Below are 25,662 nucleotides of genomic sequence, written 5' to 3' on the forward strand. Positions count from 1 at the left end.
GTTTGAATTTTGAATCCATAACGTTCTGCTAATTTCATCAACATATTGATTTCCGATTGTACATAAGAGTGACATGTGATAAAACGCTTTTTAGCTAAAATTTCGCCTAAAACTTCCATTTCTACATCAAATCTTGGCATTTTTTTATTTTTACCTGATTTGTAAGTATCCCATTCATTTTTGTATTCAATAGCTCTTGTGAAATAATCTTCATATACTTGTTCCACACCCATACGCGATTGTGGGAAACGGTTTCTCGAGAAATCTCCCCAATTCGATTGTTTTACATTTTCACCTAAAGCAAATTTGATGTATTTTGGAGCATCTTTTACTAACATTTCGTCTGGAGCATAACCCCATTTTAATTTGATGAATGCCGCACGACCACCAATTGGATTTGCAGAACCATGTAATAAGTTAGCCGAAGTAACGCCACCCGCTAAATTTCTGTAAATATTAATATCATCTGAATTTACAACATCTTCAATGGTAACTTCTGCTGATGAATTTTGACCACCTTCATTTACTCCATTTGAAATAGCAATATGTGAGTGTTCATCAATGATTCCAGCCGTTAAATGTTTTCCAGTTCCGTCAACTACTTTTGCTCCAGTTGAAGGTAAGTTTTTGCCAATTTTTGCAATTTTTCCGTTTTGGATTAAAACATCGGTTTCTTTTAGAATTCCGTCTTTTTCACCTGTCCAAACGGTTGTATTTTTGAATAAAATAGTTTCTTGTTTTGGTTTTTCAGCTGTTCCAAACGAAATATTTGGATACGTTACAGCATACATTGAAGGAACTTTTGGTTCGTCTTTTTTGTCGTCATTCTTTTTATCCTCTTTAACTTCAGCTGTTCTCTTAGTTGCTGTCCAAGAAGTTTCGTTTCCGTTTTCTAAAACAGCTTTTCCTTGCATCATATCTTTTACAAATGTTCCTGAAAGTCTAACGAAATTTGCTTTTGTAGTATCTTGGTTTTTGATTACTAAATTCACCCAAGGATCATTAAATTGAATTTTTGTTCCAAAGTTGATGCTATCTTTCATAGCTTTTGCTTCAAATTTTGAAGTTTCACCTTCAATTTTTAGTTCGAATTTATGGTTGTCGAATACTAAATCATAAGTTCCTCTAATATCAGTTGGATTGATTTTATCAATGATGTTTCGATTTCCTTGCACCCAGTTTTCTAAGATGTTGCTTTTGTCCTCAAAAATATCACCTGAAACGATGATGAAGTTCGCTAATTTTCCTTTTGAAATAGAACCTATTTTATCAAATTGATTGACCAATTTTGCAGGATTTTCTGTTATGGCTAATAACGCTTTGTCTTTTGGTAAACCATATAAAACGGCTTTTCTTAAGTTTGATAAGAACGATTTTGTTTCTTTTAAATCAGCTGTTGAAAGTACAAAAGGTACATTATTCTCAGCCAAAATTTTCAAGTTGAACGGAGCTTGATTCCAAAATTTCATATCGCTCAAACTTACTTGTTGTGCTAAATAGGGGTCAGAAACATCATAAGCATCTGGAAAATTTAATGGGATAATAAAAGTTGCTCCTGATTTTTTAATTTCATCGATGCGTTCAAATTCGTTTCCGCCTCCTTTGATTAGGTATTTTATTCCGAATTCATCTCCTAATTTGTCTGCTCTTAATGCGTTTAATTTATCTCCAGCATTAAAGATTTGCAATAAAGATTTGTTCGCATTGAAAGCTTCTAAAGATAAATCTTTGTTGGTTGCGTTTCCTTGTGCATACCATTTCGCATCATGAAATACTTGACGAATTAAAGCCATACTTCCCATCATGGATGAAGGATAACTTTGCTTTGTAAATTTACTTCTGCTAAATGTAAAATGTTGCGATACTTTGTTTTTTACAATTCTATCAGCGTTTGTGCCGAAGTCGTTTAAGGTCCAAAGCAAACCGGTTCCAGCAATAACACCATCATTGTGATGACTTAAAACCGTTCCAAAACCAGCTTCTCTTAGACTTCCTGCTGTTTTTGAATCGTAGCTTAAGTTTTCATACGCATTGTATTCTGGTTTGATGTGGTCGTTCCAATAATACCCTTCACGATTGGTATCGTATTGAGGAGTGAAGTTACCACTAGGTCTTGGAGTAGGCTTGTTAATTCCGAATTCACTATACAATTCGATGAATGAAGGATAAATTGTTTTTTCTGTAGCATCAATAATGGTAGCTCCTTTTGGAATAGAAACATTTGTGCCAACTTCTACAATTTTGTTTTCTTTGATTAACAGCGTTGCTTTTTCAATTTGTTGCGTTGCTGATACATAAATGGTGGCATTTGTAAACGCAGTGTAGTTTTTAAAACTTTGTTTTACGCCATCATTTTTTGGAAAATATTCTTGTGCTTGACTGCTAATTGTAAGCCAGAATACTAACAATAACGATAAGTATCTCATGATTTTTAGTTTTTGTAAAGGCTAAAGATAAAAATTATCTTCAATTTTAATATTGTAAGAAATAGATTTAATAAAATTTAACTTTTGTTAACTAAATTATCTGTTTAAGTATAGGTAACCTGTTAACGGATCTGGGTAATTTGAGTCATTCAAGTAAAGAATGTAATAATAGGTGCCAGAAGGAGCTAATGAACTTCCAATTCCTTCATCAACATAGCCATTCCAATCAGCTTTGTTATTATTTCCTGTCCATAAAAGTTTACCCCAACGATTGTAAATTAACAATTCAAAATTCACAAAAATATCGCGAAGACCATCAATAAAAAAGGCATCGTTTGAACCATCACTATTAGGAGAAACAGCATTATAAACTATTGGTGGACAATTTTCGGTTTGTAATAAAAACGAAGTAATTGAAAAGCATCCGTTATCAATACGAACAAAAATTTCTTTTGGAGTGGTAACTGCATTGTAATTTGAACTGTTCAAAATAGGATTTATATTATGTACAGCATCATTATAGGTTTCATGAAAAGAAATTAAATGAGTAGGATTTGTTTTAACCATTTCAAAATAACTTGAAAAATTAAAAAGCCCTTTAGTTAATCCAAGATTACATGATGTTAAAGGATTTAAACTATTAAAGGTTGGTGATACTGTTAATTCAATTTCTATTTGAAATGAGTTATTAGTTTCAATTAATTCAGATCTAATTCCAGTTCCATTTCCAGTGTCATCAACATTTGCAATTAATGTGAAATTTGAAGGAATAGAGTTTGGAATAGTTAATGTAATAGTACCATTTTCATAACTTCCAATTGGAATTATATTTTGAGTGTATGTAGTAGCTATGACTTGATTTTCAATATAAAAACTTATTGGAGTATTGGCTTGTAAAACTTCAGTGCTATTTAAATTTGAAACGGTATAATCAACAGTAACTTCTCTTGAATTGCAAATTGAAATTGGATTTTCCAAAACAATTGTAGCATCAGGTAATTGACTATTTAGTTTGGTAACAATTGTATTTAACATTACATAATCTTGACCTGATTGAAGTGAAACGGATGCAGATGTGGTTCCTGGAACAATGTAATTTTCAATGGAATAAACATCTAAATCCATGTTGTATAAGTTTGTGGCGCCTGTTTCTGTATTCGTTCCGTTAAATGCATTAAAGCTTGGGTTTAAAGAATTGCTTAAAACATTAGTCGTTCCGTTAGCAGAGAAACTCAATTTTTCTTCAAATTGTATTAATCGATCACCTTCCCAAGCTATAAATCCAATTTTAGCCCCTGTATTACTTATTAAATAAAGATTATCCAATTGAATAGTCATATTATCAATTATTCCTAATGGACGATTCGGTGATAAAGCTTCTAAACCTTGATAAATATTTAATTGATTCAGTGTTAAATTAGGATTTTCATAAACTACTAAAATTGCCCAGCTCGCAAATTGTGTTGCATTGTCGTAATAGGTGGTAACCAAGTCATTTAAATCGAAATCGGAAAGCGTGTAAAGACCATTGCCTGTTAATTGAACAAAACTGGTTATATCTTTAAAAGCACTAAAATAAGTAAGATTGCTTGAAGTTCCCACAACTGTACTCAAGATATCGGGCGACATATCAATTCCGTTTAATTTTACATTTGTATCACCAACCCCACTTCCAGCCCAATATAAATAAGCTCTTTCAATACGATCATTACTTGCCAAATTTAATGTAGCTGATGATTCGGTATATAAAAATGTTGGATATTGAAATTCGTTTTCATCCGGCCCCATTGTGTTGCCAATAAATGTAAAATCATATCTACCATTAATTTGTGTGTACAAGGAAATATCCTGTGCTTTAATACAAGATGGAATAAGAAATTGACAAATAATAATGAGACAATATAATTTTTTCAACATGTTGATTTTGTGAAAATTTGGTTCTAAATTACTATATTTTTTTAAAAAACATACCAAAGAAATCAGATACCATAAAAAATTTAGTAATTTTCCACTTTAAAAATTACTTTTTTGAAAAAGTATCACATACAAATATATAAAGCCGAATTTTATTCTACATGGAACAATTTTGTAGCCCATGCTAAAAATGCAACATTCTTGTTTCATCGCGATTTTATGGAATATCATCAAGATCGATTTGAAGATTATTCGCTTTTGATTTTTGATGAAAAGAACCATTTGAAAGCCATTTTACCTGCAAATAAAGTAGAAAATACGCTGTATTCTCATCAAGGATTGACCTATGGAGGTTTGGTTTTAAATCAGAAAACAAGACTTCAAGAAGTAATTGAAATAGTACATTCAGTATTAAAATTTTTGAATGAAAATGGTGTTTCTTCTCTTCAAATGAAGCAATTGCCAACTATTTATCACGAATCACCTTCTGATGAAATGGAGTATTTAAGTTTTATTTTAAATGCAAAATTAATTCGTAGAGATAGTTTGTCAGTCATTAATTTAGAAACCGATTTCGAATTTAGCAACAGTAGGGCAGAAGGTATAAAAAGAGGAACCGATTTTGGATTAGAATTTAGAGAAGAACAAGATTTTACTTCGTTTTGGAATCAAATATTAATTCCTAATTTAGCACAAAAGCATCAGGCAAAACCTGTTCATTCGCTTGAAGAAATCATGTTGTTAAAATCAAAATTTCCAAATAATATCAGACAATTCAATGTCTATAAAGAAGGAAAAATCATAGCAGGAACTACTGTTTTTGAAAGTGATTTTGTAGCGCATTCGCAATATATCTCAGCCGATGAATCGAAAAATACAACCGGAAGTTTAGATTTTTTACACAACAGATTAATAACGTATACGTTTCGTAATAAAAAGTATTTCGATTTCGGAATTTCAAATGAAAATCAAGGACAAAATATCAATAAAGGATTGCTGTTTTGGAAAGAAGGTTTTGGAGCACGAACCATTGTTCAAAATTTTTATGAGATTGAAACTAAGAATTATCCACTTTTAGAAAACGTTTTACTATGATACATTTCCTAAATTTAAAAAAATTAAACCAACCTTTTGAAACTGCTTTTCAGAAAAAGATGAAGCAATTTCTAGAAGTTGGCTGGTATATTTTAGGTGATGAAGTAAAACAGTTTGAAAAGGATTTCGCCACTTACTGCGGAACGAAACATTGTATTGGTGTTGGTAACGGTTTAGATGCATTGGTTTTGATTTTCAAAGCTTACATCCACCTTGGAAAGTTACAAAAAGGTGATGAAGTTATCGTTCCGGCAAACACTTATATTGCAAGTATTCTAGCAATTTTACAAGTTGATTTAGTTCCCGTTTTAGTTGAACCACGATTGGAAACTTATAATATCAATCCAGACGAAATTGAAGCTAAAATATCATCTAAAACTAAAGCTATTTTACCTGTTCATTTATATGGACAATTGTGTGAAATGAAAGCTTTAAACGAAATCGCTAAAAAGCACAATCTTTTAGTTATTGAAGATGCAGCTCAAGCGCACGGAAGTCAGTTTTCAGAAAATGAGAAAGCTGGAAATTTGTCAAATGCTGCTGCTTTTAGTTTTTATCCAGGAAAAAATTTAGGAGCTTTAGGCGATGCAGGTGCTATTACAACGAATGATGATGAGCTAGCAAATGTTTTGTTTTCGATGCGAAATTATGGTTCTAAAGTTAAATATGAGAATGAAATTATAGGAGTTAATTCAAGATTAGACGAATTACAAGCCGCTTTTCTAAATATCAAATTGAAGCAATTAGATTCGGAAAATGATTTTCGCCGAAGTATGGCAAAGCGCTATCTTTCGGAAATTAAAAACGATAAAATTGTAATGCCAAGTTGGGATTTATCTCAAAATCACGTGTTTCATCTGTTTGTTATCAGAACTTCTAACCGAATGGATTTGCAAAATTATTTAAAAGAAAACGGAATTGAAACGATGATTCATTATCCAATTCCGCCACACAAACAAAAAGCGTTAGCCAATTGGAATCAATTATCATTTCCAATTACGGAAAAAATTCATAAAGAAGTGTTGAGTATTCCATTGAATTCTAGTTTAAATGCATCCGAAATTCAGCACATAATCACAACTTTAAACAACTACTAAATGGGAATTTTGCATCAATTGAAACAATTTGCTTTTGTAAAGCTTCGCATTTTAAAATATAAAAGCTTGTCTTCGTGTAAGCAAGTTTTGGGTCAACCTAAATTATATCATCCTTTGCTTTTAAATGGAAAAGGGAAGATTTCATTTGGTAAAAATGTTCAAATTGGAGTTGTAAATTCGTCTAACTATTATTCACATTATTCTTATTTTGAAGCAAGAAATTCTGAAAGTGAAATTAGCATCGGAAATAATGTTTCAATAAATAACCATTGTTCCATTGAAGCATTATCAAAAATCACAATTCATGATAATGTTTTGATTGGGATAAATTGTTCCATTTTAGATAACGACGGGCATTCCTTAGAAATTGATAATCGTCTTTCTGGAATACCAAAATCAGCTGAAATCGTAATTGAGAATAATGTATTCATTGGTGATAATGTTACCATTTTGAAAGGAGTTACAATTGGTGAGCATTCGGTTGTAGGAAATGGTTCGGTTGTAACTAAAAGTGTTCCTTCAAATGCAATTGTTGCTGGAAATCCTGCGCAAATCATAAAAGAAATCAAATAGTGTCATTTTTTAAACGACATATTTTATTAAAAGTATTGTCGCTTAATGCGATTGCAGTTTTTGTGCAATTTATTTTAGGTCTGATTTCCGTTAATATTGTGTCGGTTTATTTAGGTCCAAGCGGTATGGCTTTTATGGGGAATTTGAGAAACTTCACAAGTATTTTCAAGTCGATAAGCATTGTGGGTCTTAAAGAAGGTTTTATCAAGTTGTTTATTGAAAACAAGGAAGCCGAACAGCGAAAAAAGATTTTTTCTTCATTCCTTTCCTTCTTTGGAATCATAACCATCGTTTGCTCCGTAATTATCATCAGTTTTGCTTCACAATGGAGTCAATTGATTTTTCAATCCAATCAGTATTCACACTTTTTAATTTTGTTTGGATTGCTATTGCCTTTTTTTACATTCCAATCTTTTTTGGCTGCGTTGTTAAATGCTCAACAATTTTTCAAGAAATTAATTGCATTACAATTGGTAAGTTCTATTGTTATTTTTGCTTTTACAACCTATTTTACTATACGAAATCAATTAGAAGGAGCCATTTTAATTTTGGTGATTTCAGATGTATTACTATTGCTTTGTACATTATATTTTTTAGGAAAAAATGAAGCTTTTCACTATTTTAATACTTTAAAAAATATCGATTTTACGTATTTAAAAAGTATTCAAAAGTTCTTATTAATGGCATTAGTTAGTGCTATTGTAATTCCTCTGACATCATTGTTAATTCGAAATGTACTAATTACAGATATTTCACTTGATGCTGCCGGAAACTGGGAAGCAGTCAACAGAATTTCAGGATTTTACATGATGTTTTTTAGTGCTGGTTTATCTATGTATTATCTTCCAAAACTTTCAGCATTAAATACAGATGATGAGTTTAAAAAGGAATTGGGATATTATTTTAAGACCTTAGTTCCTTTATTTATATTGGTTTTATTCTCGGTATTTGTAGCTAAAAATTGGATAATTGATTATGTATTAGCATCGAAGTTTCAAATGGTGAAATCACTTTTAATTTGGCAGTTATTAGGCGATTTATTTAAGATTATGACCTTAGCATTTGGTTACCAAATTTTAGTAAAAGCAATGGTAAATAAGTATTTAATTATTGAGCTCGTTTTTAATCTGTTATTTTATTTTGGCGTTTTGTTTTTATTGAAACAATTTTCAGTTAAAGGTGCTGTTATGGCTTATTTTTATGCCAATGTGATTACTTTTTTAGTAGTTTTATATTTTTTTAGAAAATTGATTTATGTCAAAAAATCTTAAGCTACTTATCGCAATCGAAGTTCTATTTCGATTGATTTTGTTTTCGATATTCTATTCTTCAGTAACCATTTTTCCCGATTCTGAAGGATATATCGACTTAGCGCAAAGAGTTTCAAATTTTGATTTTTCAAATTATAATGGATTGCGTTCACCCGGTTATCCATTGTTGATTTCTTTTGTGAATTCTAATTTATATGCGGTTATTTTTATTCAATTTGGATTAGGAATTATAACTTCTGTTTTTCAATATAAAACGTTGAATCATTTAGGTTTCTCAAAGCGAAATAGCTTAATATTCACGCTTTTTATTGGTTGTTTTTTAAATGTTTTCTTTTTTGAAACATGTATTTTAGTGGAAACTTTAGTGCTTTTTTTAATGAGTGCTTTTGTTTATTTACTTTCCAAAACTTCTTTTCAAAATCAAAGCTTGAAGTTCGATTTTCTAATGAGTTTTATATTAGGATATTTAGTTTTAATTAAATCGTTTTACATTTTTATTCCATTTCTTTTACTTGTTTGGTTGATTCTAAATCAGGCCAATTTTAAAAGTGTTATTAGCAAAGCGTTCGTGATTTTAATTTTCCCAATGCTAGCTTTTTTGAGTTGGTCGTATGTAAACAAAATCAACATTGGTCAATTTTCCTCTTCAGGAATTTCAGGATTATATTTAGCGCAAAATTGTGTTTATTTTGCCGAAGATGCTCCAAAAGAATTCGATTGGATTTCAAAACCGTATGTTGCCTATCGCGAAAAATCTATTGGAGAAAATCGAGATGTGGCAATGGCGATTTGGTATGCTTATGAAGATGGCGCTTATGACAAGTACAATTTAACTTTGCCAGAATTTTCAGTAGAGTTGGGGAAATTTGCTAAAGCAGCAATAAAAGAAAATCCATTCGCATATTTGAAACAAGTTATCACTAAGTCTTGGTTTGATTTTTGGAAACCAACAATCAATTGGAATTATGAAGCGTTCAATTTTAAGTATGCGAATAAACTATTTTTGGGAGTTTGGTATTTGCAGTCTGCTCTTATTGTTTTAATTAAGGCTGGATTTCTATTTGTTTTTGGTTTTCAACTGATTCAGTTCTTGAAAAGTAGAAAATTTGTTCTCGAATTTTTATTGTCGTCCATTGTGTTTTCGGCTTCTGTTTTGCAAGCTTTGGCAACTTATGGAACCAATTATCGTTTTAGTTTTCCGTTTGAATTTATTATGATAATTATAGTTCTTTTATTTTTGAAAAAGAATATTAAGCTTCCCAGCAAGCTAAATACTTTTCTGCAATAGTTTTGTAATCATGCTCTTTTTCGATAAAATTTCGAGCGTTTTTAGAAATCTCCAGTATTTTTTCAGGATGTTCAATTAAAAAGGAAAGCTTTGCTGCAATTTCGTTTTCATTGGGTAAGGCATTAATACAAACTTCATCTTCTTGTAACTGATATTGATTTAAAAATTCGGTTTCAGCACCTGTAAAAACTACTTTTCCTTTCGCCATAGCCTCTAAAGCATTATAGCCTTGATCGTATGCAAAAACTTGGTCTAGTAGAATATGCGCTTTGTTATAAATGGAAATATATTCGCTGTACGGAAGGTTTTCGGTTACGACTATTTCTACTTTATCAGTATGTTTTTCTCGAATGATTTCTAAAGCTTTTTCGAAATAATTAATTCCTTTTTTAAGATAACTCAATCGATTAATACCAAGAAAAATGATGATTTTATTTGTGTTTTCTATAGGTTGAAAAACAATTTTATCTGTATTTATTGGATTTGGAATAAACGTAGTTGTAAAACCCACTTTTTGCATCGAAATTTCATAATCTAAATCAGATGTGATTAGTTTTTGACAGTTTTTATTCAACCATTTAAAGGTTTTTCGATAACTATCTTTTCTATATTTTAAAGGGAACTGAAAATGTTTTTCCAAAGAATTGTCTTCAAAATAAGGTGTTAAAACCGAATATTTTAATTCATTTTGAAACCAATAATTAACAATCGGAGTTTCATCACCACAAATTAATAAACTTCTGTTCTTAATTTTTTGGAATAGTTTTTTATATAAAAATCGTGATAAAAATGGATATGTTTCTAAGGCATCAGAATTGATTAATTGTACATGATGAAAATCGCTAAACTTATTTAAAAGCAAATAAAAACGAATGGCTTTTTCAATTTTTTCTAAATCTAGATTTGTAACTTTTCGAATTCCTTTGAATAGAAAATTTGCAATTTTATTATCGTTACAAATTCTTGCATAAATAGAATAATCAATATGAAATTTCTTAAATTTATCACCACAACCCACAATTGTTACTTCATGACCAAGCGCTATCAATCCTTCTTTTAAAGAATTGTGCAAACGACTATATTCGCCTAACAAAAGTATTTTCATGTGATGGTTCTAAATTCTAAATTCTGACTTCTAAATTCTTATCTTTGTGTAAATATAGTACAATTGCCAAATATGTATCAAAAATCGGATATTCAAATTTTAATTGCCACGATGAATCGAACGAATTTCGATTTTTTGAAAGCGATGTTTGTATTTTCTGATTTTTCAACGCTTAACCTATTAGTAATTAATCAAACGACTTCTGATAGGTTATTGCAATCTAATTTTGAAAATGTTGAAGTAATCAATTCCTTTGATAAAGGATTGTCTAAAAGTAGAAATTTAGCATTGCAAAAGGCTTCTAAAGATTTAATTATTTTGACTGATGATGATGTGGTTTTTCAGTCTGGTTTTGATGATTTTGTATTAAACGCATTCAATTCCAACCCAAATCATGATGGTTTTCGATTTCAATATGAAAATGAAAATGGAAATTTACCGAAAATATATCCAAAACGTTTTTTATCAAAACTTTCAAATTTTGAGATATTAAATTCTTCTTCTGTTGAATTGGTTTTTAAAAAGGATAGTATCAAATCTAAAGGTGTATTATTTGATGAGAATTTTGGTTTAGGATCGAAATTTTATATGGGAGAAGAGGCTATTTTTGTTTCAGATGTCATCAAAAAAGGCTTGAATATAGGCTTTGTACCCAAAACAATTTTGATTCACTCTGATTTATCAACAGGAGAAAAAACAATTTTTTCAGAATTATATTTTGTACAAAGTGCTGTTTTTTATCGCATTTTTGGCAAAATGTATTTATTTTGGGTAGCTTTGAAATTATTTTTTGATTTAAAACAAAGTAAAATTAAAATTACTCAAGTTTATAACTTATTTAGTCAAGCGCTTAAAGGAAAAAAAGCTTATGTCAACCATACAAAATTGTAAAATACTTTCCATTCCAAAAATTGAAGACCCAAGAGGGAATCTTTCGGTAATTGAAAATGATGTAATTCCATTTGATATTAAACGCGTTTATTATTTGTATGATGTGCCTAGTGCCGCTGAACGAGGAGGGCATTCGCATATTGAACAGCAAGAGTTTTTAATTGCACTTTCAGGAAGTTTTGATGTGATTTTAAACGATGGAAATCTACAAAAAACAGTAACGCTTAACAAACCTTTTGAAGGCCTTTTAGTAACAAATGGAATTTGGCGTGAATTGAAGAATTTTTCTTCTGGTGCCGTTTGTTTGGTAATAGCTTCAAATGTTTTTGACGAAGAGGATTATATCAGAGAATTTAAAGAATTTCTAGAATCCAAATCTTAGTGATATACTGTAAAATCAACACCAAATTTTTTTAATAGATGTTTTGTTTTTAGTAGCAAACGCAAAACAAAAATTGGAGTTGAAAGTAAAATTTTTGTCTTAGTAGGAATATTTGAAGTAATATTTTTTAAAATTTTTTTGGAATTTTCAATATCACCAGCAATCCTATATTGTAAAGCGTGCTCTAATCTATAAATATCTAAGAACTTTTTTAAACTTTTGTTTTCTTTTTCTTCTTCGGAAAATTGATTTAAATCTAATAAAGCTTTTTTTGTAAATTTTAATTTTGCTAAAGAATTTTGTGCTTCAAAATGATAAATCGCAGAAATTACATTGTTAATAGCAACATTGTTCTTTATGGCAATTTTTGTCCAAAGTTCTAAATCCTCTCCGTTTGAAATTGCAATATTAAATCCATTGAATTCTAAAATAATATTTTTTGGAACAATAATAGAAGATGAAGTAGCAATTCGATTTACTAAACTAGCTTGAAAAAAATCGGACACTATTCCTCTATAATCATCTGCGAAACTGTAAGAAAAACTATTGTTTATAATATGATTTTTAGCTATCATAGTTTGGTAACGACTACAATACATGCCACAATTTGGAAAATCATTTATTAATTTTACTAGTTCTTCTAGATGATTGGGATACCAGTAATCATCTGCATCTAAAAAAGCAATAAATTCTCCTTTTGCCTGAGCAATTCCTAAATTTCTAGCAGCTGCGACACCTTTGTTTTCTTGTTGAAAGCATTTGATTCGTTCGTCTAAAAATTGAGAAACAATTTCAAAACCGTTATCTGTAGAGCCATCATTTATAAGTACCACTTCATAATCAGTAAAAGTTTGTGCTAATACCGATTGTAAAGTTTCTGAAATAATGAAACCTTTATTGTAGAGAGGTATGATTACTGATAGAAAAGGCATATTATTGTTTTAATGAACACATATAACTGATTCGGAATAAATTAAAAACAATTAATGACGGATTGTTAGAAACTAAATTTTTGGTCATTGTATTTTTAAATATTTTGTAAAATAATAAGGCTATTAAATGAAGCTTTGTTGTTTTTAAAAAAACATATAATTTTAATAACGAAACATATCTATAATCAATTTTTTTTGAAGCATAAAGTACAAGTAAACTTTTTATACTGTTTTTTGTTTTGTTAATGTAAACTTCATTTGAATCAATATCACCATGTTTTATTTGATTATCGATATGATGAATTTTAAATGGTATTAAACTTAATTGATAGGAAAGTTGAGTATCGTCATGCCCATAAAGAGTAATTTCTGTGTCAAATTTTACTTTATTGAAACATTCTTTTTTAATAATTGTATTGTTAAATAGTAAACACTTATATGGCTTTTTTAATCTATCTTTAGCAAGTTTATCTTCAATAAATTTCCCATATTTCCATCTGAGAATTTGTTGATTTGAAGGATAGTTTTCAGGATGTAATCTTCCGCCATATATAACATCATATTCTTTGAGATTATTAATGTAATTTTTGATATAATGAGAATTAATTACAATTGAGTCTCCATCCAAAAAAAGAAGATATTCATACTTCGCTCTTTTAGCTAATAAGTTTCGATTTTGTCTATGAGCTACATTTTTTTCTAGCGAAATAAAATTACAGTTTGAAAGTGAATTTATTTTTTCATTATTAATATTAAGAGTTGATTTAGACGCGTCGTCTTGACATAAAATTTCAAAGACAATTCCTAATTCAATACATTGCTTATGAAGTTCTTCAACTAATGGATAAGCATTATAATTGTATATTGGAACTAAAACCGATAACATCTATATCGTTCTTTGAACTACTTCAAACATTTTTCCACCCTCAAATTTAAGCGTTTTTGATGGGTATTTTAAAACCAATGCATAATCGTGAGTCGCCATTAAAATGGTTTTTCCGTTTGCGTTAATTTTTCTTAGAACTTCCATAACTTCCACGCTGGTTTGTGGGTCAAGGTTTCCTGTTGGTTCGTCTGCTAAAATGATTTCTGGGTCGTTTAATAAAGCTCTTGCAATTCCTACACGTTGCTGTTCTCCGCCAGAAAGTTGGTGTGGCATTTTATTAGCAAAACCTTTCATTCCCACTTTATCTAAAACTTCTTCAATTTTAACATCCATTTCTTCTTTTTCTGTCCAGCCAGTTGCTTTAAGAACGAATAATAAGTTTTCTTTTACGCTTCGGTCTGAAAGTAATTTGAAATCTTGAAAAACGACTCCTAACTTTCTTCTCAAATAAGGGATGTCACTTTCTTTTAAAGTTGTTAAATCATAATCTACAATGCTTCCTTCGCCATCTGTCAAAGCCAAATCAGCATAAAGCGTTTTTAAGAAACTACTTTTTCCAGAACCTGTTCTACCAATTAAATAAAGAAATTCTCCATGTTTTACATCGATATTTACATCGGTTAAAACCGGATTTTTATCTTGATAAATTGTTACATTTTTTAAGGATAGAACTGATTGTGACATATATAAATTGGATTTTAAAATGTAAAAGTAATAACTTATGGTTCTGTATCAAAATTTTAAACCAATTTCGATTAAAATTATTGTGTTTGGTTAAAAACTATGTTCAAAAATTGTACAATAATATGTTAAGAACCTTCGTTAATACTTACAATAAGCCTTATATTTGGAACTTATAAATAACGAATCACATGATAAAGTATTTAAAACTTGCTTTTTTAATGGTGTTCTTTTCGGGAACACTTTTAGCCCAACAATCTTCTGTTTACACGCACGAATTAACCGAGTTTAATCGCGCGGTAGAATTGTACAAAGACAAACAGTATCAAGCAGCTCAAATTTTATTCGACAAAGTAAAATCGAAAACCGACAATATGGAAGTAGAATCGGATTGTGCTTACTATATTGCCAATTGTGCGATTCGTTTGGACCAAATGGGAGCTGATGTTTTGGTAGAAAGTTTTGTAGAAGATTATCCTACGAGTACAAAAACGAATCAAGCCTACATTGAAGTAGCGCATTACTATTTTGATCAAGGAAATTATCCAAAATCATTAGAATGGTTCGACAAAGCGGATTCAAACAATATGTCGCAAGCCGAAAGAGAAAAGTATAATTTCCAGAAAGGGTATGCTTATTTCACTGCTAAAAACACAAAAGAAGCTACAAAATACTTCAACCAAGTAGTAAATTCGAAGACTTTTGGAAGTCAGGCGAAATATTATTTAGGTTACATGTCTTATGAAACAGATGATTATAAAAGTGCAAATCAATATTTTGATCAAGTTTCTGACCAAGACAAGTACAAAGAAAAAATGGGCTATTTTCAAGCCGATATGAATTTCAAGCTTGGAAATTTCCAAAAAGCCATCGATTTAGGTTTAGAGCAAATGCCTAAATCAAAAGGAGAAGAAAAAAGTGAATTGTCGAAAATCATAGGAGAAAGTTATTTCAACCTAAAACAATACGACAAAGCACTTCCTTATTTATTGGCTTATAATGGTAAAAAAGGAAAATGGAATAACACGGATTTTTACCAATTAGGTTACACGTATTACCAACAAAAAGATTACGAAAATGCCATTTCGCAATTCAATAAAATTATTGGAGGAAATGATGGTGTTGCTCAAAACGCTTACTATCATTTAGCAGAAAGTTATTTAAAAACCGATAAAAAGCAACAAGCATTAAACGCTTTCAAAACGGCTTCTGAAATGGAATTTGATTTGAAAATTCAAGAAGATTCCTATTTGAATTATGCGAAATTGAGTTACGAAATCGGAAATCCATATAAGTCGGTTCCGGAAGTGATGAATGATTACATGGCGAAATATCCAAATACACCTTACAAATCGGAAATCAATACGTTGTTGATTAGTTCGTATATCACTTCAAAAAACTATAAAGAAGCATTAGTTTTATTGGAAAAAAATAAATCTCCAGAAAACAAATTAGCGTATCAAAAAGTAACGTTTTACAGAGGTTTGGAATTGTATACCGATGGCGATTACAAAGGTGCTTATGCTTTGTTTAAAAAATCGTTAGCCGAAAATAAAGATGCAAAATTCACCGCAAGAGCAACTTTTTGGAAAGCCGAAACTGAATACAATTTGGATCAATTTGAAGAAGCAAAATTGAGTTTCAAACAGTTTTTAAATTCGGCTGAAGCTTCAAATACGCCTGAATTTGCTAATGCCAATTACAACTTAGCGTATTCGTATTTCAAGTTGAAAGAATATGAAAATGCGATTCAATATTTTGATGCTTACACCAAATCTTCTAAAGAGGATAGAGTTCGTTTAACGGATGCGTATTTACGTTTGGGTGATTGTAATTTCATGGCTGCAAAATATTGGCCAGCTATGGATGCGTACAACAAAGCTATCGATATGAAAAGTGTTGATGCCGATTACGCAGCGTTCCAAAAAGGAATCAGCTATGGATTTGTAAGCAAACCAGATCGTAAAATTGAAGATTTAGAAAAGTTTTCCAAAACGTTTCCAAATTCGCAATATGCAGATGATGCTTTGTATGAATTAGGAAATACTTACGTGAATCAAAACCAAAACGAAAAAGGAATTACCACTTACGATAGATTAATCAATGGTTATAAATCGAGTTCCTATGTAGCAAAAGCCATTTTAAAACAAGGTTTGATTTACTATAATTCGAACAAAGAAGATTTAGCAATTACTAAGTTCAAAAAAGTAGTAGCCGAATATCCAAATTCACCAGAATCTATCGAAGCGGTTTCAACTGCGCGTTTAATTTATGTTGATAAAGGTCAAGTGGATGAATATGCGGCTTGGGTTAAAACTTTATCGTTTGTAGAAGTTTCAGATGCCGATTTAGATAATGATACTTACGAATCTGCCGAAAAACAATACTTGCAAAATAACAACAAACAAGCAATTTCAGGATTTTCAAGTTATGTAAGCAAATTTCCAAACGGAATTCATGCTTTAAAAGCGAATTTCTACTTAGCACAATTGTATTTTGCTGATAATTTGGAAGCAAATTCTGTGAAACATTATGAGTTTGTAGTTTCAAAACCAAGAAATGAATTTACAGAACAAGCATTGGCTCGTTTGTGTCAAGTGCATTTGAAAGCTAAGAATTATGACAGTGCGATTCCAGTTTTAAAACGTTTGGAAACCGAAGCTGATTTTCCACAAAATATAACCTATGCGCAGTCTAATTTAATGAAATCGTACTACGAAAAACAAGATTACACTAATGCCGTTGTGTATGCCGATAAAGTATTGAAAAACGACAAAATCGACGATAGAATTAAAAGTGATGCTCAAATTATCGTAGCGCGTTCGGCTATTAAAACGAATGATGAAGCTAAAGCCAAAGAAGCGTATGCTAAATTGCAAAAAATCGCAAAAGGCGAATTAGCAGCTGAAGCTTTGTATTACGATGCGTATTTCAAAAACAAAGAAGGTAAGTTTGAGCCATCGAATGTTGTGGTACAAAAAATCGCTAAAGATTATTCAGGTTATAAATATTACGGAGCGAAGAGTTTGGTAATTATGGCGAAAAACTTCTACGGATTAAAAGATAGTTTTCAAGCGACATACATTTTAGAAAGTGTAATTGAAAACTTCAAAGAATATACAGATGTAATCGAAGAAGCGCAAAAAGAACTGGATTTCATCAAAGGAGAAGAAGCAAAACGTAATTCATCAATCACAAATTAATAAAAATAAGATAATTGTCATGCTGAACTCGTTTCAGTATCTAGCATCTCATTTAAAAATATAGAACATGAAGAAATTAAATATAATCGCCATAGTTTTAGTTGTATTCGGAATCCAATTTTCTTTTGCCCAAGTAAAAGATGAAAATATTGGTTCGGAAGTGGTAAACATTGTAAAACCATACACGCCAACTATTTCAGATGCTTTCAAAGTAAAAGAAACGCCTGTTTTAGAAGATGAAGAAGAGCAAAAAAAAGAACCTATTCAGTATAACATCTTCTCATTTCCTGTAGCATCAACATTTACGCCAGCAAAAGGAAAAGCTGCAGGAGTGGATAAAACCGAAAAAGAAAAACTATACAACAATTACGCTACTTTAGGTTTTGGAAATTATCCAACCATAAATGCGGAATTGTTCATTACGCAAAACTTAAGCCGAAGTAATTATGTAGGCGGAATGTTACGCCATTTGTCTTCTCAGGGTGGAATTGATGGTTTGGTTTTAGATGATAAATTCTACAACACCAGTTTAGATGTTACGTATGGAGTTCGTGAGCGCGATATGAGTTGGAACGTTGATTTAGGCGTGAAAAACCAAATTTATAATTGGTACGGTTTACCTACAGAATCTATTGTTTTTGATGACGCTACAATTGCAGGAATCGATTCAAAACAAACGTATAATACAATTGCTTTAGGCGGAAAAATGAGTTTCAAAGACGGAATTTTTAATGATGCTAGCATGCAATTCAAACGTTTTTCGGATGGATTGGATTCGGGAGAAAATCGTTTCTTCATCAAGCCTAATTTCGATTTTGATGTGATGAGTCAAAAAGTAAAAGCAGATTTCGTTGTGGATTATGTAGGTGGAAGTTTTGATAGAATGTACGATGTTGATTCGGAGTTAAAATATAGCAATATTATCGCAGGAACAAGACCAAGTATTTTATATCAAAAAGATGATTTGTCTGTTCAAATTGGAGCAGGAGTGTACTATGCAACTACAAAAATTAACGGAGAAAGTGATGGAAAAATCTTTGTTTATCCAAATATTAAAGCGTCATACAAATTAGTAGGTGATATTTTAGTAGCTTATGCTGGAGCTGAAGGAGATTTAGAGCAAAATTCGTATGCTGATTTCGTAGATCAAAATCCATTTGTGTCGCCAACAATGTCAATTGCACCAACCGATAATAAATACGATTTGTATGTTGGGATGAAAGGAAAATTGGCAAATTCAGTAGCGTTCAATGTTAGAGCTTCAAATAAAAATCAAGCTGATAGAGCATTATTTGTTAGCAATGGTTTTGATGGAACGGGAACGAATACAAACGGTTATGCTTTCGGAAATTCATTCGGAATAGTATATGACGATTTAAATACGCTAAGCATTTTCGGAGAATTAAAAGCCGATTTTTCTAAAAACGTAACTTTCGGAATCAACGGAACTTACAATAATTACTCAACCGATTCGCAAGCGGAAGCATGGAACTTACCTCAATTAAAAATTGGTTCAACCGTAGATTTTGATATCAATGAAAAATGGTACGCAGGTGCGAATGTGTTTTTTGTTGGTGAAAGAAAAGATTTAATTACAGTTCAATCAGATGCTGACGTTTTTCCGCCAATTTTTGATTCAACAGTAGTTACAATAGATAGCTATTTCGATTTGAATGCTCATGTAGGCTACAAATACAACGCAAGATTAACCGCTTTCTTAAAAGGAAATAACTTAGCGAATCAACAATACAACCGTTGGGCAAATTTCCCAGTGCAAGGAATTCAGGTGTTGTTAGGTGCGAATTATAAGTTTGATTTTTAAAATACGTAACCACAAAGTTCACAAAGGTTTACACAAGGTTCACAAAGTCTTTTTGTGTCCTTAGTGCTTTCTTTGTGCCTTTTGTGGTTAAACATTAATCATGACATTCAAACAAAAAATAAAATCCCATTACCAAAACCTATTATCTGAGAAAATAAACGATTTGCGTTTTATGATTTCCGATTTGGCTCAAGATGCGCAAAACGATGCGAAAGGTTCGGCTGGCGATAAGCACGAAACCGCTTTGTCGATGATGCATTTGGAGCAAGAAAAACTCAATCAAAAATTAGCAGAAATCATCGAACAAAAAAATGTTGTGGATAAGATTGATGCTGATGCAATTCACACCAAAGTAGTGCTCGGAAGCTTGGTTCGAACCAATGACATGTTATTTTATATCAGTGCAGCTTTACCAAAAATCCAACTCGAAAATAAAACCATAATTGCTGTTTCGTCACAATCACCATTAGGAAGTCAATTAATGGGTAAAAGTCTCGGAGATGAGGTTGTAATTAATAGTAATCGATTCCAAATTAAATCCATCGAATAAAACAAAACCACTCACTCGAGTGGTTTTTTTATGATTTGTAACTAAAACAAACGTAAAACAATATTTCTGATTTATAATATAATTAAAAAATTAATTTTTAGTTTTAATTTATAACTAAAATTAATTTTAATGTTTATTATTTAAACTTATATATTCAATTTTGCTTCATCAAACTAAGTGAATTAATTCTTTCACTTAAACAATTAAACATTTCAACGATTAAACTAAGAAAGTTATGTGCGGAATATTAGCCATTATAGGAAAAGGAAAAGAAGCAACATTAGTACAACAATTGTCAAAAAGAATGAGTCATCGTGGTCCAGATGAAAGCGATATTCATGTAACTGAGAAAGGTCACATTTTGGCGCACGAGCGTTTGTCAATTGTCGATTTACACACAGGAAAACAGCCTATTCAAGGAACAGATTCCGCTTGGATGGTACATAATGGCGAAATATACAATCACAAAAAGTTAAGAGAGACGACTTTAAAACATCACACGTTTAGAACAACATCAGATTCAGAAGTTATAGTGCATTTGTATGAAGAATTTGGTTACGATTTCTGTGATATGTTAGATGGAATTTTTGCTTTAGTAGTTATTGATGGAGATGATTACATTGTGGCTCGCGACCCACTAGGAGTAAAACCTTTATATTATGGAATGGATGAAAGAGGTCGCTTGTATTTTGCATCTGAAATGAAAGCGATTACCGACCAATGTAAGTCTTTTTCAACATTTCCTCCTGGACATTATTATACCGAAAAAACCGGTTTTGTTAAATACTACAAACCAGAATGGGAAGCACATGAAAAAGCAGTTGAAAAATTAGATTTACAAGCTTTAAACGCAAGTTTGACACAAGCGGTAGAAAAACGTTTAATGTGCGATGTACCATTTGGAGTTTTACTTTCTGGTGGATTAGATTCGTCGTTAATTGCATCAATAACGTCAAGATTGTTAGAAGGAAGTGGTCAAGAATTGCATTCGTTTTCTATCGGATTAGATGCTTCGGCTCCGGATTTAATTGCAGCAAAAAAAGTGGCAGATTTCATTGGAACTACACATCACGAAATTCATTTCACAGTCGAACAAGGAATTGAGATTTTAGATAAGTTAATTTGGCATTTGGAAACGTATGATGTAACGTCAATTCGTGCGAGCACACCAATGTACTTTTTGTCAAAAGCAATTACGGATAAAGGAATCAAAATGGTATTGTCAGGCGAGGGTGCTGATGAAATTTTCGGTGGTTATTTGTACTTTAGAAATGCGCCATCGGTATTGGATTTCCAAAAAGAAACCATCGAACGAGTTCAAAAGTTGTTTACAGCCGATTTACTTCGTGCGGATAAATCAACTATGGCACACGGTTTGGAAGCAAGAGTTCCGTTTTTAGATAAAGCGTTTTTGGATTTAGCAATCAAAATTCGACCTGAAGAGAAAATGCCAAAAACCTATGACGGAATTGAAAAATATATTTTACGAAAAGCATTCGATACACCCGAAAGACCCTTTTTACCCGAAGCGATTTTATGGAGACAGAAAGAGCAGTTTTCTGATGGAGTAGGTTACAACTGGATTGATACTTTAATCGAGTATTGTTCAAGTCAAGTAACGGATGAAGAATTTGAAAAAGCAAAACTGTTCTTTCCCTATAACACGCCAGTTACAAAAGAAGCTTTTTATTACAGAAGGATATTTCACAAGCATTTTCCACAAGAAAGTGCGGCACAAACGGTTCGTAAATGGATTCCAAAATGGCAAGAAAACCAAGATCCAAGCGGAAGAGCAAATGCAGCTCACGTGAAAGCTGATGTGTCAATTGCTGTAGAAAAAGAAGTGGTTTAGTATTTTTTATTAGGTTTGTTGTTTTGAAAGACCTCTTTAATTGCGTTTTAAAGAGGTTTTTTTATTTCTTCTGTTTTGAGGAAATTAAAAAATAGTCAAAAATTGAAAATAAGGCGATTTTTATTCGATTTAAGACACTTTTGTTTAAAATTAACAAATGTTAATAACTTAACCATGAGTTGCCATGGTTTTTATTTCTTCTTTTTATCTAATTACCTATATTTGTTGATATTAAAAATACTTTATTTAGCACAAATATTATGAGTGAAGAAAATAAAAAAGGGAGTTATTCAGCCGACAGTATTCAGGCATTAGAAGGAATGGAGCACGTAAGAATGCGTCCTTCCATGTATATTGGAGATACTGGAGTTCGTGGATTACACCATTTAGTTTATGAAGTTGTTGATAACTCAATCGATGAGGCTTTAGCTGGACATTGTGATACGATTTATGTAGCCATTAATGAAGATAATTCTATTTCTGTTGAAGATAACGGACGTGGAATCCCAGTAGATATTCACAAAAAAGAAGGTGTTTCGGCTCTTGAGGTTGTAATGACTAAAATTGGAGCAGGAGGTAAGTTCGACAAAGATTCTTACAAGGTTTCTGGAGGTCTTCATGGGGTTGGGGTATCGTGTGTTAACGCACTTTCTGATCATTTAAGAGCTACAGTTCACAGAGAAGGTAAAATTTACGAACAAGAATACGAAAGAGGAAAAGCGCTTTATCCGGTAAAGCAAATTGGTACTACAGACAAGAGAGGAACAGTCGTTACTTTCAAACCTGATGGTACTATTTTTACGCAAACTTTAGAATATTCTTACGATACGTTAGCGGCTCGTTTACGTGAACTTTCTTTCTTGAATAAAGGAATTACTATCACGTTAACAGATAAACGTGATATCGATGATAAAGGACAGCCAAGAACAGAAACTTTCCATTCTCAAGAAGGTTTAAAAGAATTCGTTAAGTTTTTAGATGGAAATCGTGTGCCAATTATTGGTCACGTAATTTCAATGGAAAACGAAAAAGGCGAAATTCCAGTTGAGGTAGCTTTGATTTATAATGAAAGTTATACAGAGAACATCTTTTCTTATGTAAATAATATCAATACACACGAAGGAGGAACGCATTTGCAAGGTTTCCGTATGGGATTAACGCGTACGTTGAAAAAATATGCAGACGCTTCTGGATTGTTAGATAAATTGAAATTCGAAATTTCGGGAGACGACTTCCGTGAAGGTTTAACTGCGATTATTTCGGTAAAAGTAGCAGAACCTCAATTCGAAGGTCAAACCAAAACTAAACTTGGAAATAGAGAAGTAGTTTCTCCTGTTTCACAAGCAGTGGCTGAAATGCTTGAAAATTATTTGGAAGAAAATCCAAACGATGCGAAAATCATTGTTCAAAAAGTAATTTTGGCAGCTCAAGCGCGTCATGCAGCGAAAAAAGCGCGTGAAATGGTACAACGTAAAACCGTTATGGGCGGTGGAGGTTTACCAGGTAAATTATCCGATTGTTCGGAACAAGATCCAGCAAGATGTGAGATTTTCCTAGTTGAGGGAGATTCGGCAGGTGGAACTGCAAAACAAGGTCGTGATAGAGCGTTTCAAGCGATTTTGCCTTTGCGTGGTAAGATTTTGAACGTAGAAAAAGCGATGCAACATAAAGTATTTGAAAACGAAGAGATTCGTAATATTTTCACCGCTTTAGGAGTTACAGTAGGAACAGAAGAAGATAGCAAAGCGTTGAATTTATCAAAATTAAGATATCATAAAGTAGTAATCATGTGTGATGCCGATGTCGATGGTTCTCACATTGCTACTTTGATTTTGACGTTCTTCTTTAGATATATGAAAGAGTTAATTGAAAACGGACACGTTTATATTGCAACTCCTCCTTTATATATGGTGAAAAAAGGAAATAAAAAAGAATATGCTTGGACGGATGATCAACGTGATGTAGCTAACGAAAGAATGGGCGGAAGTGCTGCAATTCAACGTTATAAAGGTCTTGGGGAGATGAACGCTGAGCAATTATGGGAAACTACCATGAATCCTGATTTCAGAACGTTACGCCAAGTGACTATCGATAGCTTATCAGAAGCGGATAGAATCTTCTCTATGTTAATGGGAGATGAAGTGCCGCCTCGTAGAGAATTTATTGAGAAAAATGCTGCTTACGCTAAAATTGATGCATAAAGCGGTAACTACATTAGGGTTGATTATGGCATTCCTTTTTACACAAAAAAGTGAAGCTCAAACTTCTCCACAAGACATTCAACAAATAGGGTATCTGTTATCAGATGCCCTTTTGTATTCTCAGCAATATATAGTTCCTGCTACTGATGCTGCGGTTTATCAAGCTTCAGCAGCTTGGGTAATGTCACCTAAAAAACGAAAAAAATGGGATGTAAATTTAGGTTTGCATACTAATATTTTCTTTGTTCCAAAAGCGGATAGAACATTCCAAATTCAAAATTCTGATTTTCAATTTTTTGAGATTGAAGGCGCGACTTCAGCTACAGTTCCAACGGCTTTAGGAAATGATAATCAAGTGTATTTGGTAGGGGAATTAGGGGGAGAGCAAGTGCGTTTCAAAACACCTGAAGGAATAAATCAAGAAACAGTAATTTATCCTTATCTACAAGGTGGAATCGAACTACCATACGGATTTGAATTTATCGCTCGATATTCAACAAAAACAAAATTAAAAAGAGGTGATTATCAAGTGTATGGTTTTGGATTAAAACACAACTTTAGTCAGTATTTTTCTAAAATGGAAGATAATAAAATTTATTTTTCAGTAGCTGCTATCTATTCGAAAGAAGATATTAGTTTTGATTTTTTAGATATAAATACAGCTTATGGAAATTTAGGAATCAATAATTTGAATGGTTTGGTAGATACCTTTCATTTTCAATTAAGTGCTTCAAAAGAATTCAAACGCTTTGAGTTGATTACCAATTTTATCCTGAATCACAGCGCATTTGAATATGTTGTAAGTGGTAATAAAGGTTCTATTGAGGAAGTATTTCCAGTTCAAAATATAATTAATGGACTTCTAAAGCGAGTTGCAAAAGACAAAACTAATATTTTAGGAGAAATTTCGGGTAGATATCAAATAAGCAAAATTTATCTGCAAAGTTCAATTGCTTTTGGTAAATTTGTAAACGGAAATATTGGTGTTCAATATCAATTTTAATTTAACAATTTTAATATACACAACAAAATGAAAGTAACAATAGTTGGTGCGGGTAACGTAGGTGCAACATGTGCAGATGTTATTTCGTACAGAGGAATTGCAAGCGAAGTAGTATTAGTAGACATCAAAGAAGGTTTTGCTGAAGGTAAAGCGATGGATATCATGCAATGTGCTACAACAACTGTATTCAACACACAATTAAGCGGAACAACAGGTGATTATTCTAAAACAGCGGGAAGTGATGTAGTAGTAATTACATCAGGTATTCCAAGAAAACCAGGAATGACTCGTGAAGAATTAATCGGAATCAATGCAGGAATCGTTAAATCGGTTGCGGATAACGTATTAACTCATTCGCCAAATGCAATTATTGTAGTAGTGTCTAATCCAATGGATACAATGACCTATTTAACATTAAAAGCTACCGGATTACCTAAAAACAGAGTAATTGGAATGGGTGGAGCTTTAGATAGTTCTCGTTTCAAATATT

19 protein-coding genes and 1 pseudogene are annotated in these 25,662 nt (G+C 31.7%); 14 read left to right on the forward strand and 6 right to left on the reverse strand.

Annotation, left to right across the window (positions count from 1 at the left end; genetic code table 11):
• The coding region (locus Q0075_RS02715) for an amidohydrolase family protein (protein WP_297868178.1) at positions 1-2,426 on the reverse strand (2,426 nt) is incomplete at its 3' end.
• A gap of 96 nt (positions 2,427-2,522) precedes the next feature.
• On the reverse strand, positions 2,523-4,265 hold the full coding sequence (locus tag Q0075_RS02720) for a gliding motility-associated C-terminal domain-containing protein (protein WP_297868179.1): 1,743 nt from the start codon (positions 4,263-4,265) through the stop codon (positions 2,523-2,525).
• Positions 4,266-4,454: 189 nt separating this feature from the next.
• Here Q0075_RS02720 and Q0075_RS02725 point away from each other — a divergent pair, with 189 nt between their 5' ends.
• Genes Q0075_RS02725 through Q0075_RS02745 form a run of 5 tightly spaced genes read left to right on the forward strand, consistent with a single transcriptional unit; the run spans position 4,455 to position 9,664 of the window.
• Positions 4,455-5,435: a GNAT family N-acetyltransferase gene (locus Q0075_RS02725; RefSeq protein ID WP_297868180.1), complete on the forward strand. Its 981-nt coding sequence runs from the start codon at positions 4,455-4,457 to the stop codon at positions 5,433-5,435.
• Positions 5,432-6,532: a DegT/DnrJ/EryC1/StrS family aminotransferase gene (locus Q0075_RS02730; protein ID WP_297868181.1), complete on the forward strand. Its 1,101-nt coding sequence runs from the start codon at positions 5,432-5,434 to the stop codon at positions 6,530-6,532. The genes Q0075_RS02725 and Q0075_RS02730 overlap by 4 nt, the downstream gene beginning before the upstream one ends.
• Positions 6,533-7,105: an acyltransferase gene (locus Q0075_RS02735; RefSeq protein WP_297868182.1), complete on the forward strand. Its 573-nt coding sequence runs from the start codon at positions 6,533-6,535 to the stop codon at positions 7,103-7,105. It begins immediately after the preceding gene.
• Positions 7,105-8,376, forward strand: coding sequence for an O-antigen translocase (locus Q0075_RS02740; RefSeq protein ID WP_297868183.1), 1,272 nt, complete (start codon positions 7,105-7,107; stop codon positions 8,374-8,376). The genes Q0075_RS02735 and Q0075_RS02740 overlap by 1 nt, the downstream gene beginning before the upstream one ends.
• A complete protein-coding gene (locus Q0075_RS02745) occupies positions 8,360-9,664 on the forward strand; it encodes a hypothetical protein (protein ID WP_297868184.1) in 1,305 nt (434 codons plus the stop codon). Before Q0075_RS02740 ends, Q0075_RS02745 begins: the two co-directional genes overlap by 17 nt.
• Here Q0075_RS02745 and Q0075_RS02750 read toward each other — a convergent pair.
• A complete protein-coding gene (locus tag Q0075_RS02750) occupies positions 9,627-10,769 on the reverse strand; it encodes a glycosyltransferase (protein WP_297868185.1) in 1,143 nt (380 codons plus the stop codon). The two genes, Q0075_RS02745 and Q0075_RS02750, sit on opposite strands and share 38 nt — an antisense overlap.
• A 72-nt stretch (positions 10,770-10,841) precedes the next feature.
• Between Q0075_RS02750 and Q0075_RS02755 the strand changes: the two genes are divergently transcribed.
• On the forward strand, positions 10,842-11,660 hold the full coding sequence (locus Q0075_RS02755; RefSeq protein WP_291109846.1) for a glycosyltransferase family A protein: 819 nt from the start codon (positions 10,842-10,844) through the stop codon (positions 11,658-11,660).
• Positions 11,638-12,042, forward strand: coding sequence for an FdtA/QdtA family cupin domain-containing protein (locus Q0075_RS02760; protein ID WP_297868186.1), 405 nt, complete (start codon positions 11,638-11,640; stop codon positions 12,040-12,042). The genes Q0075_RS02755 and Q0075_RS02760 overlap by 23 nt, the downstream gene beginning before the upstream one ends.
• Here the strand turns inward: Q0075_RS02760 and Q0075_RS02765 are convergent.
• Genes Q0075_RS02765 through Q0075_RS02775 form a run of 3 tightly spaced genes read right to left on the reverse strand, consistent with a single transcriptional unit; the run spans position 12,039 to position 14,544 of the window.
• Positions 12,039-12,974 carry a glycosyltransferase family A protein gene (locus tag Q0075_RS02765; RefSeq protein ID WP_297868187.1) on the reverse strand — a complete coding sequence of 312 codons (936 nt, stop codon included), beginning with the start codon at positions 12,972-12,974 and terminating at the stop codon, positions 12,039-12,041. The two genes, Q0075_RS02760 and Q0075_RS02765, sit on opposite strands and share 4 nt — an antisense overlap.
• Before the next feature lies 1 nt (position 12,975).
• Positions 12,976-13,860, reverse strand: coding sequence for a glycosyltransferase (locus Q0075_RS02770; protein ID WP_297868188.1), 885 nt, complete (start codon positions 13,858-13,860; stop codon positions 12,976-12,978).
• Positions 13,861-14,544 carry an ATP-binding cassette domain-containing protein gene (locus Q0075_RS02775; RefSeq protein ID WP_297868189.1) on the reverse strand — a complete coding sequence of 228 codons (684 nt, stop codon included), beginning with the start codon at positions 14,542-14,544 and terminating at the stop codon, positions 13,861-13,863.
• A gap of 188 nt (positions 14,545-14,732) precedes the next feature.
• Here Q0075_RS02775 and Q0075_RS02780 point away from each other — a divergent pair, with 188 nt between their 5' ends.
• The 7 genes and pseudogenes from Q0075_RS02780 to Q0075_RS02810 all read left to right on the forward strand — a co-directional run.
• Positions 14,733-17,744 (forward strand): tetratricopeptide repeat protein, encoded by a 3,012-nt coding sequence (locus Q0075_RS02780; RefSeq protein ID WP_297868190.1) that lies wholly within the window; start codon positions 14,733-14,735, stop codon positions 17,742-17,744.
• Between the two features lie 67 nt (positions 17,745-17,811).
• Positions 17,812-19,566, forward strand: coding sequence for a TonB-dependent receptor (locus tag Q0075_RS02785; RefSeq protein ID WP_297868191.1), 1,755 nt, complete (start codon positions 17,812-17,814; stop codon positions 19,564-19,566).
• A gap of 100 nt (positions 19,567-19,666) precedes the next feature.
• A complete protein-coding gene (locus Q0075_RS02790) occupies positions 19,667-20,116 on the forward strand; it encodes a hypothetical protein (RefSeq protein WP_297868192.1) in 450 nt (149 codons plus the stop codon).
• A 235-nt stretch (positions 20,117-20,351) separates the two neighbouring features.
• On the forward strand, positions 20,352-21,968 hold the full coding sequence (gene asnB, locus Q0075_RS02795) for an asparagine synthase B (protein ID WP_297868193.1): 1,617 nt from the start codon (positions 20,352-20,354) through the stop codon (positions 21,966-21,968).
• A 260-nt stretch (positions 21,969-22,228) separates the two neighbouring features.
• Positions 22,229-24,169 carry a DNA topoisomerase (ATP-hydrolyzing) subunit B gene (gene gyrB / locus Q0075_RS02800; protein ID WP_297868194.1) on the forward strand — a complete coding sequence of 647 codons (1,941 nt, stop codon included), beginning with the start codon at positions 22,229-22,231 and terminating at the stop codon, positions 24,167-24,169.
• Positions 24,141-25,172 (forward strand): DUF6588 family protein, encoded by a 1,032-nt coding sequence (locus Q0075_RS02805; protein ID WP_297868195.1) that lies wholly within the window; start codon positions 24,141-24,143, stop codon positions 25,170-25,172. Before gyrB ends, Q0075_RS02805 begins: the two co-directional genes overlap by 29 nt.
• 27 nt (positions 25,173-25,199) lie before the next feature.
• Positions 25,200-25,662 (forward strand): annotated as a pseudogene (locus tag Q0075_RS02810) (malate dehydrogenase); the annotation flags it as partial.

The sequence above is a fragment of the uncultured Flavobacterium sp. genome, from assembly GCF_937967675.1.
Taxonomy (GTDB): domain Bacteria; phylum Bacteroidota; class Bacteroidia; order Flavobacteriales; family Flavobacteriaceae; genus Flavobacterium.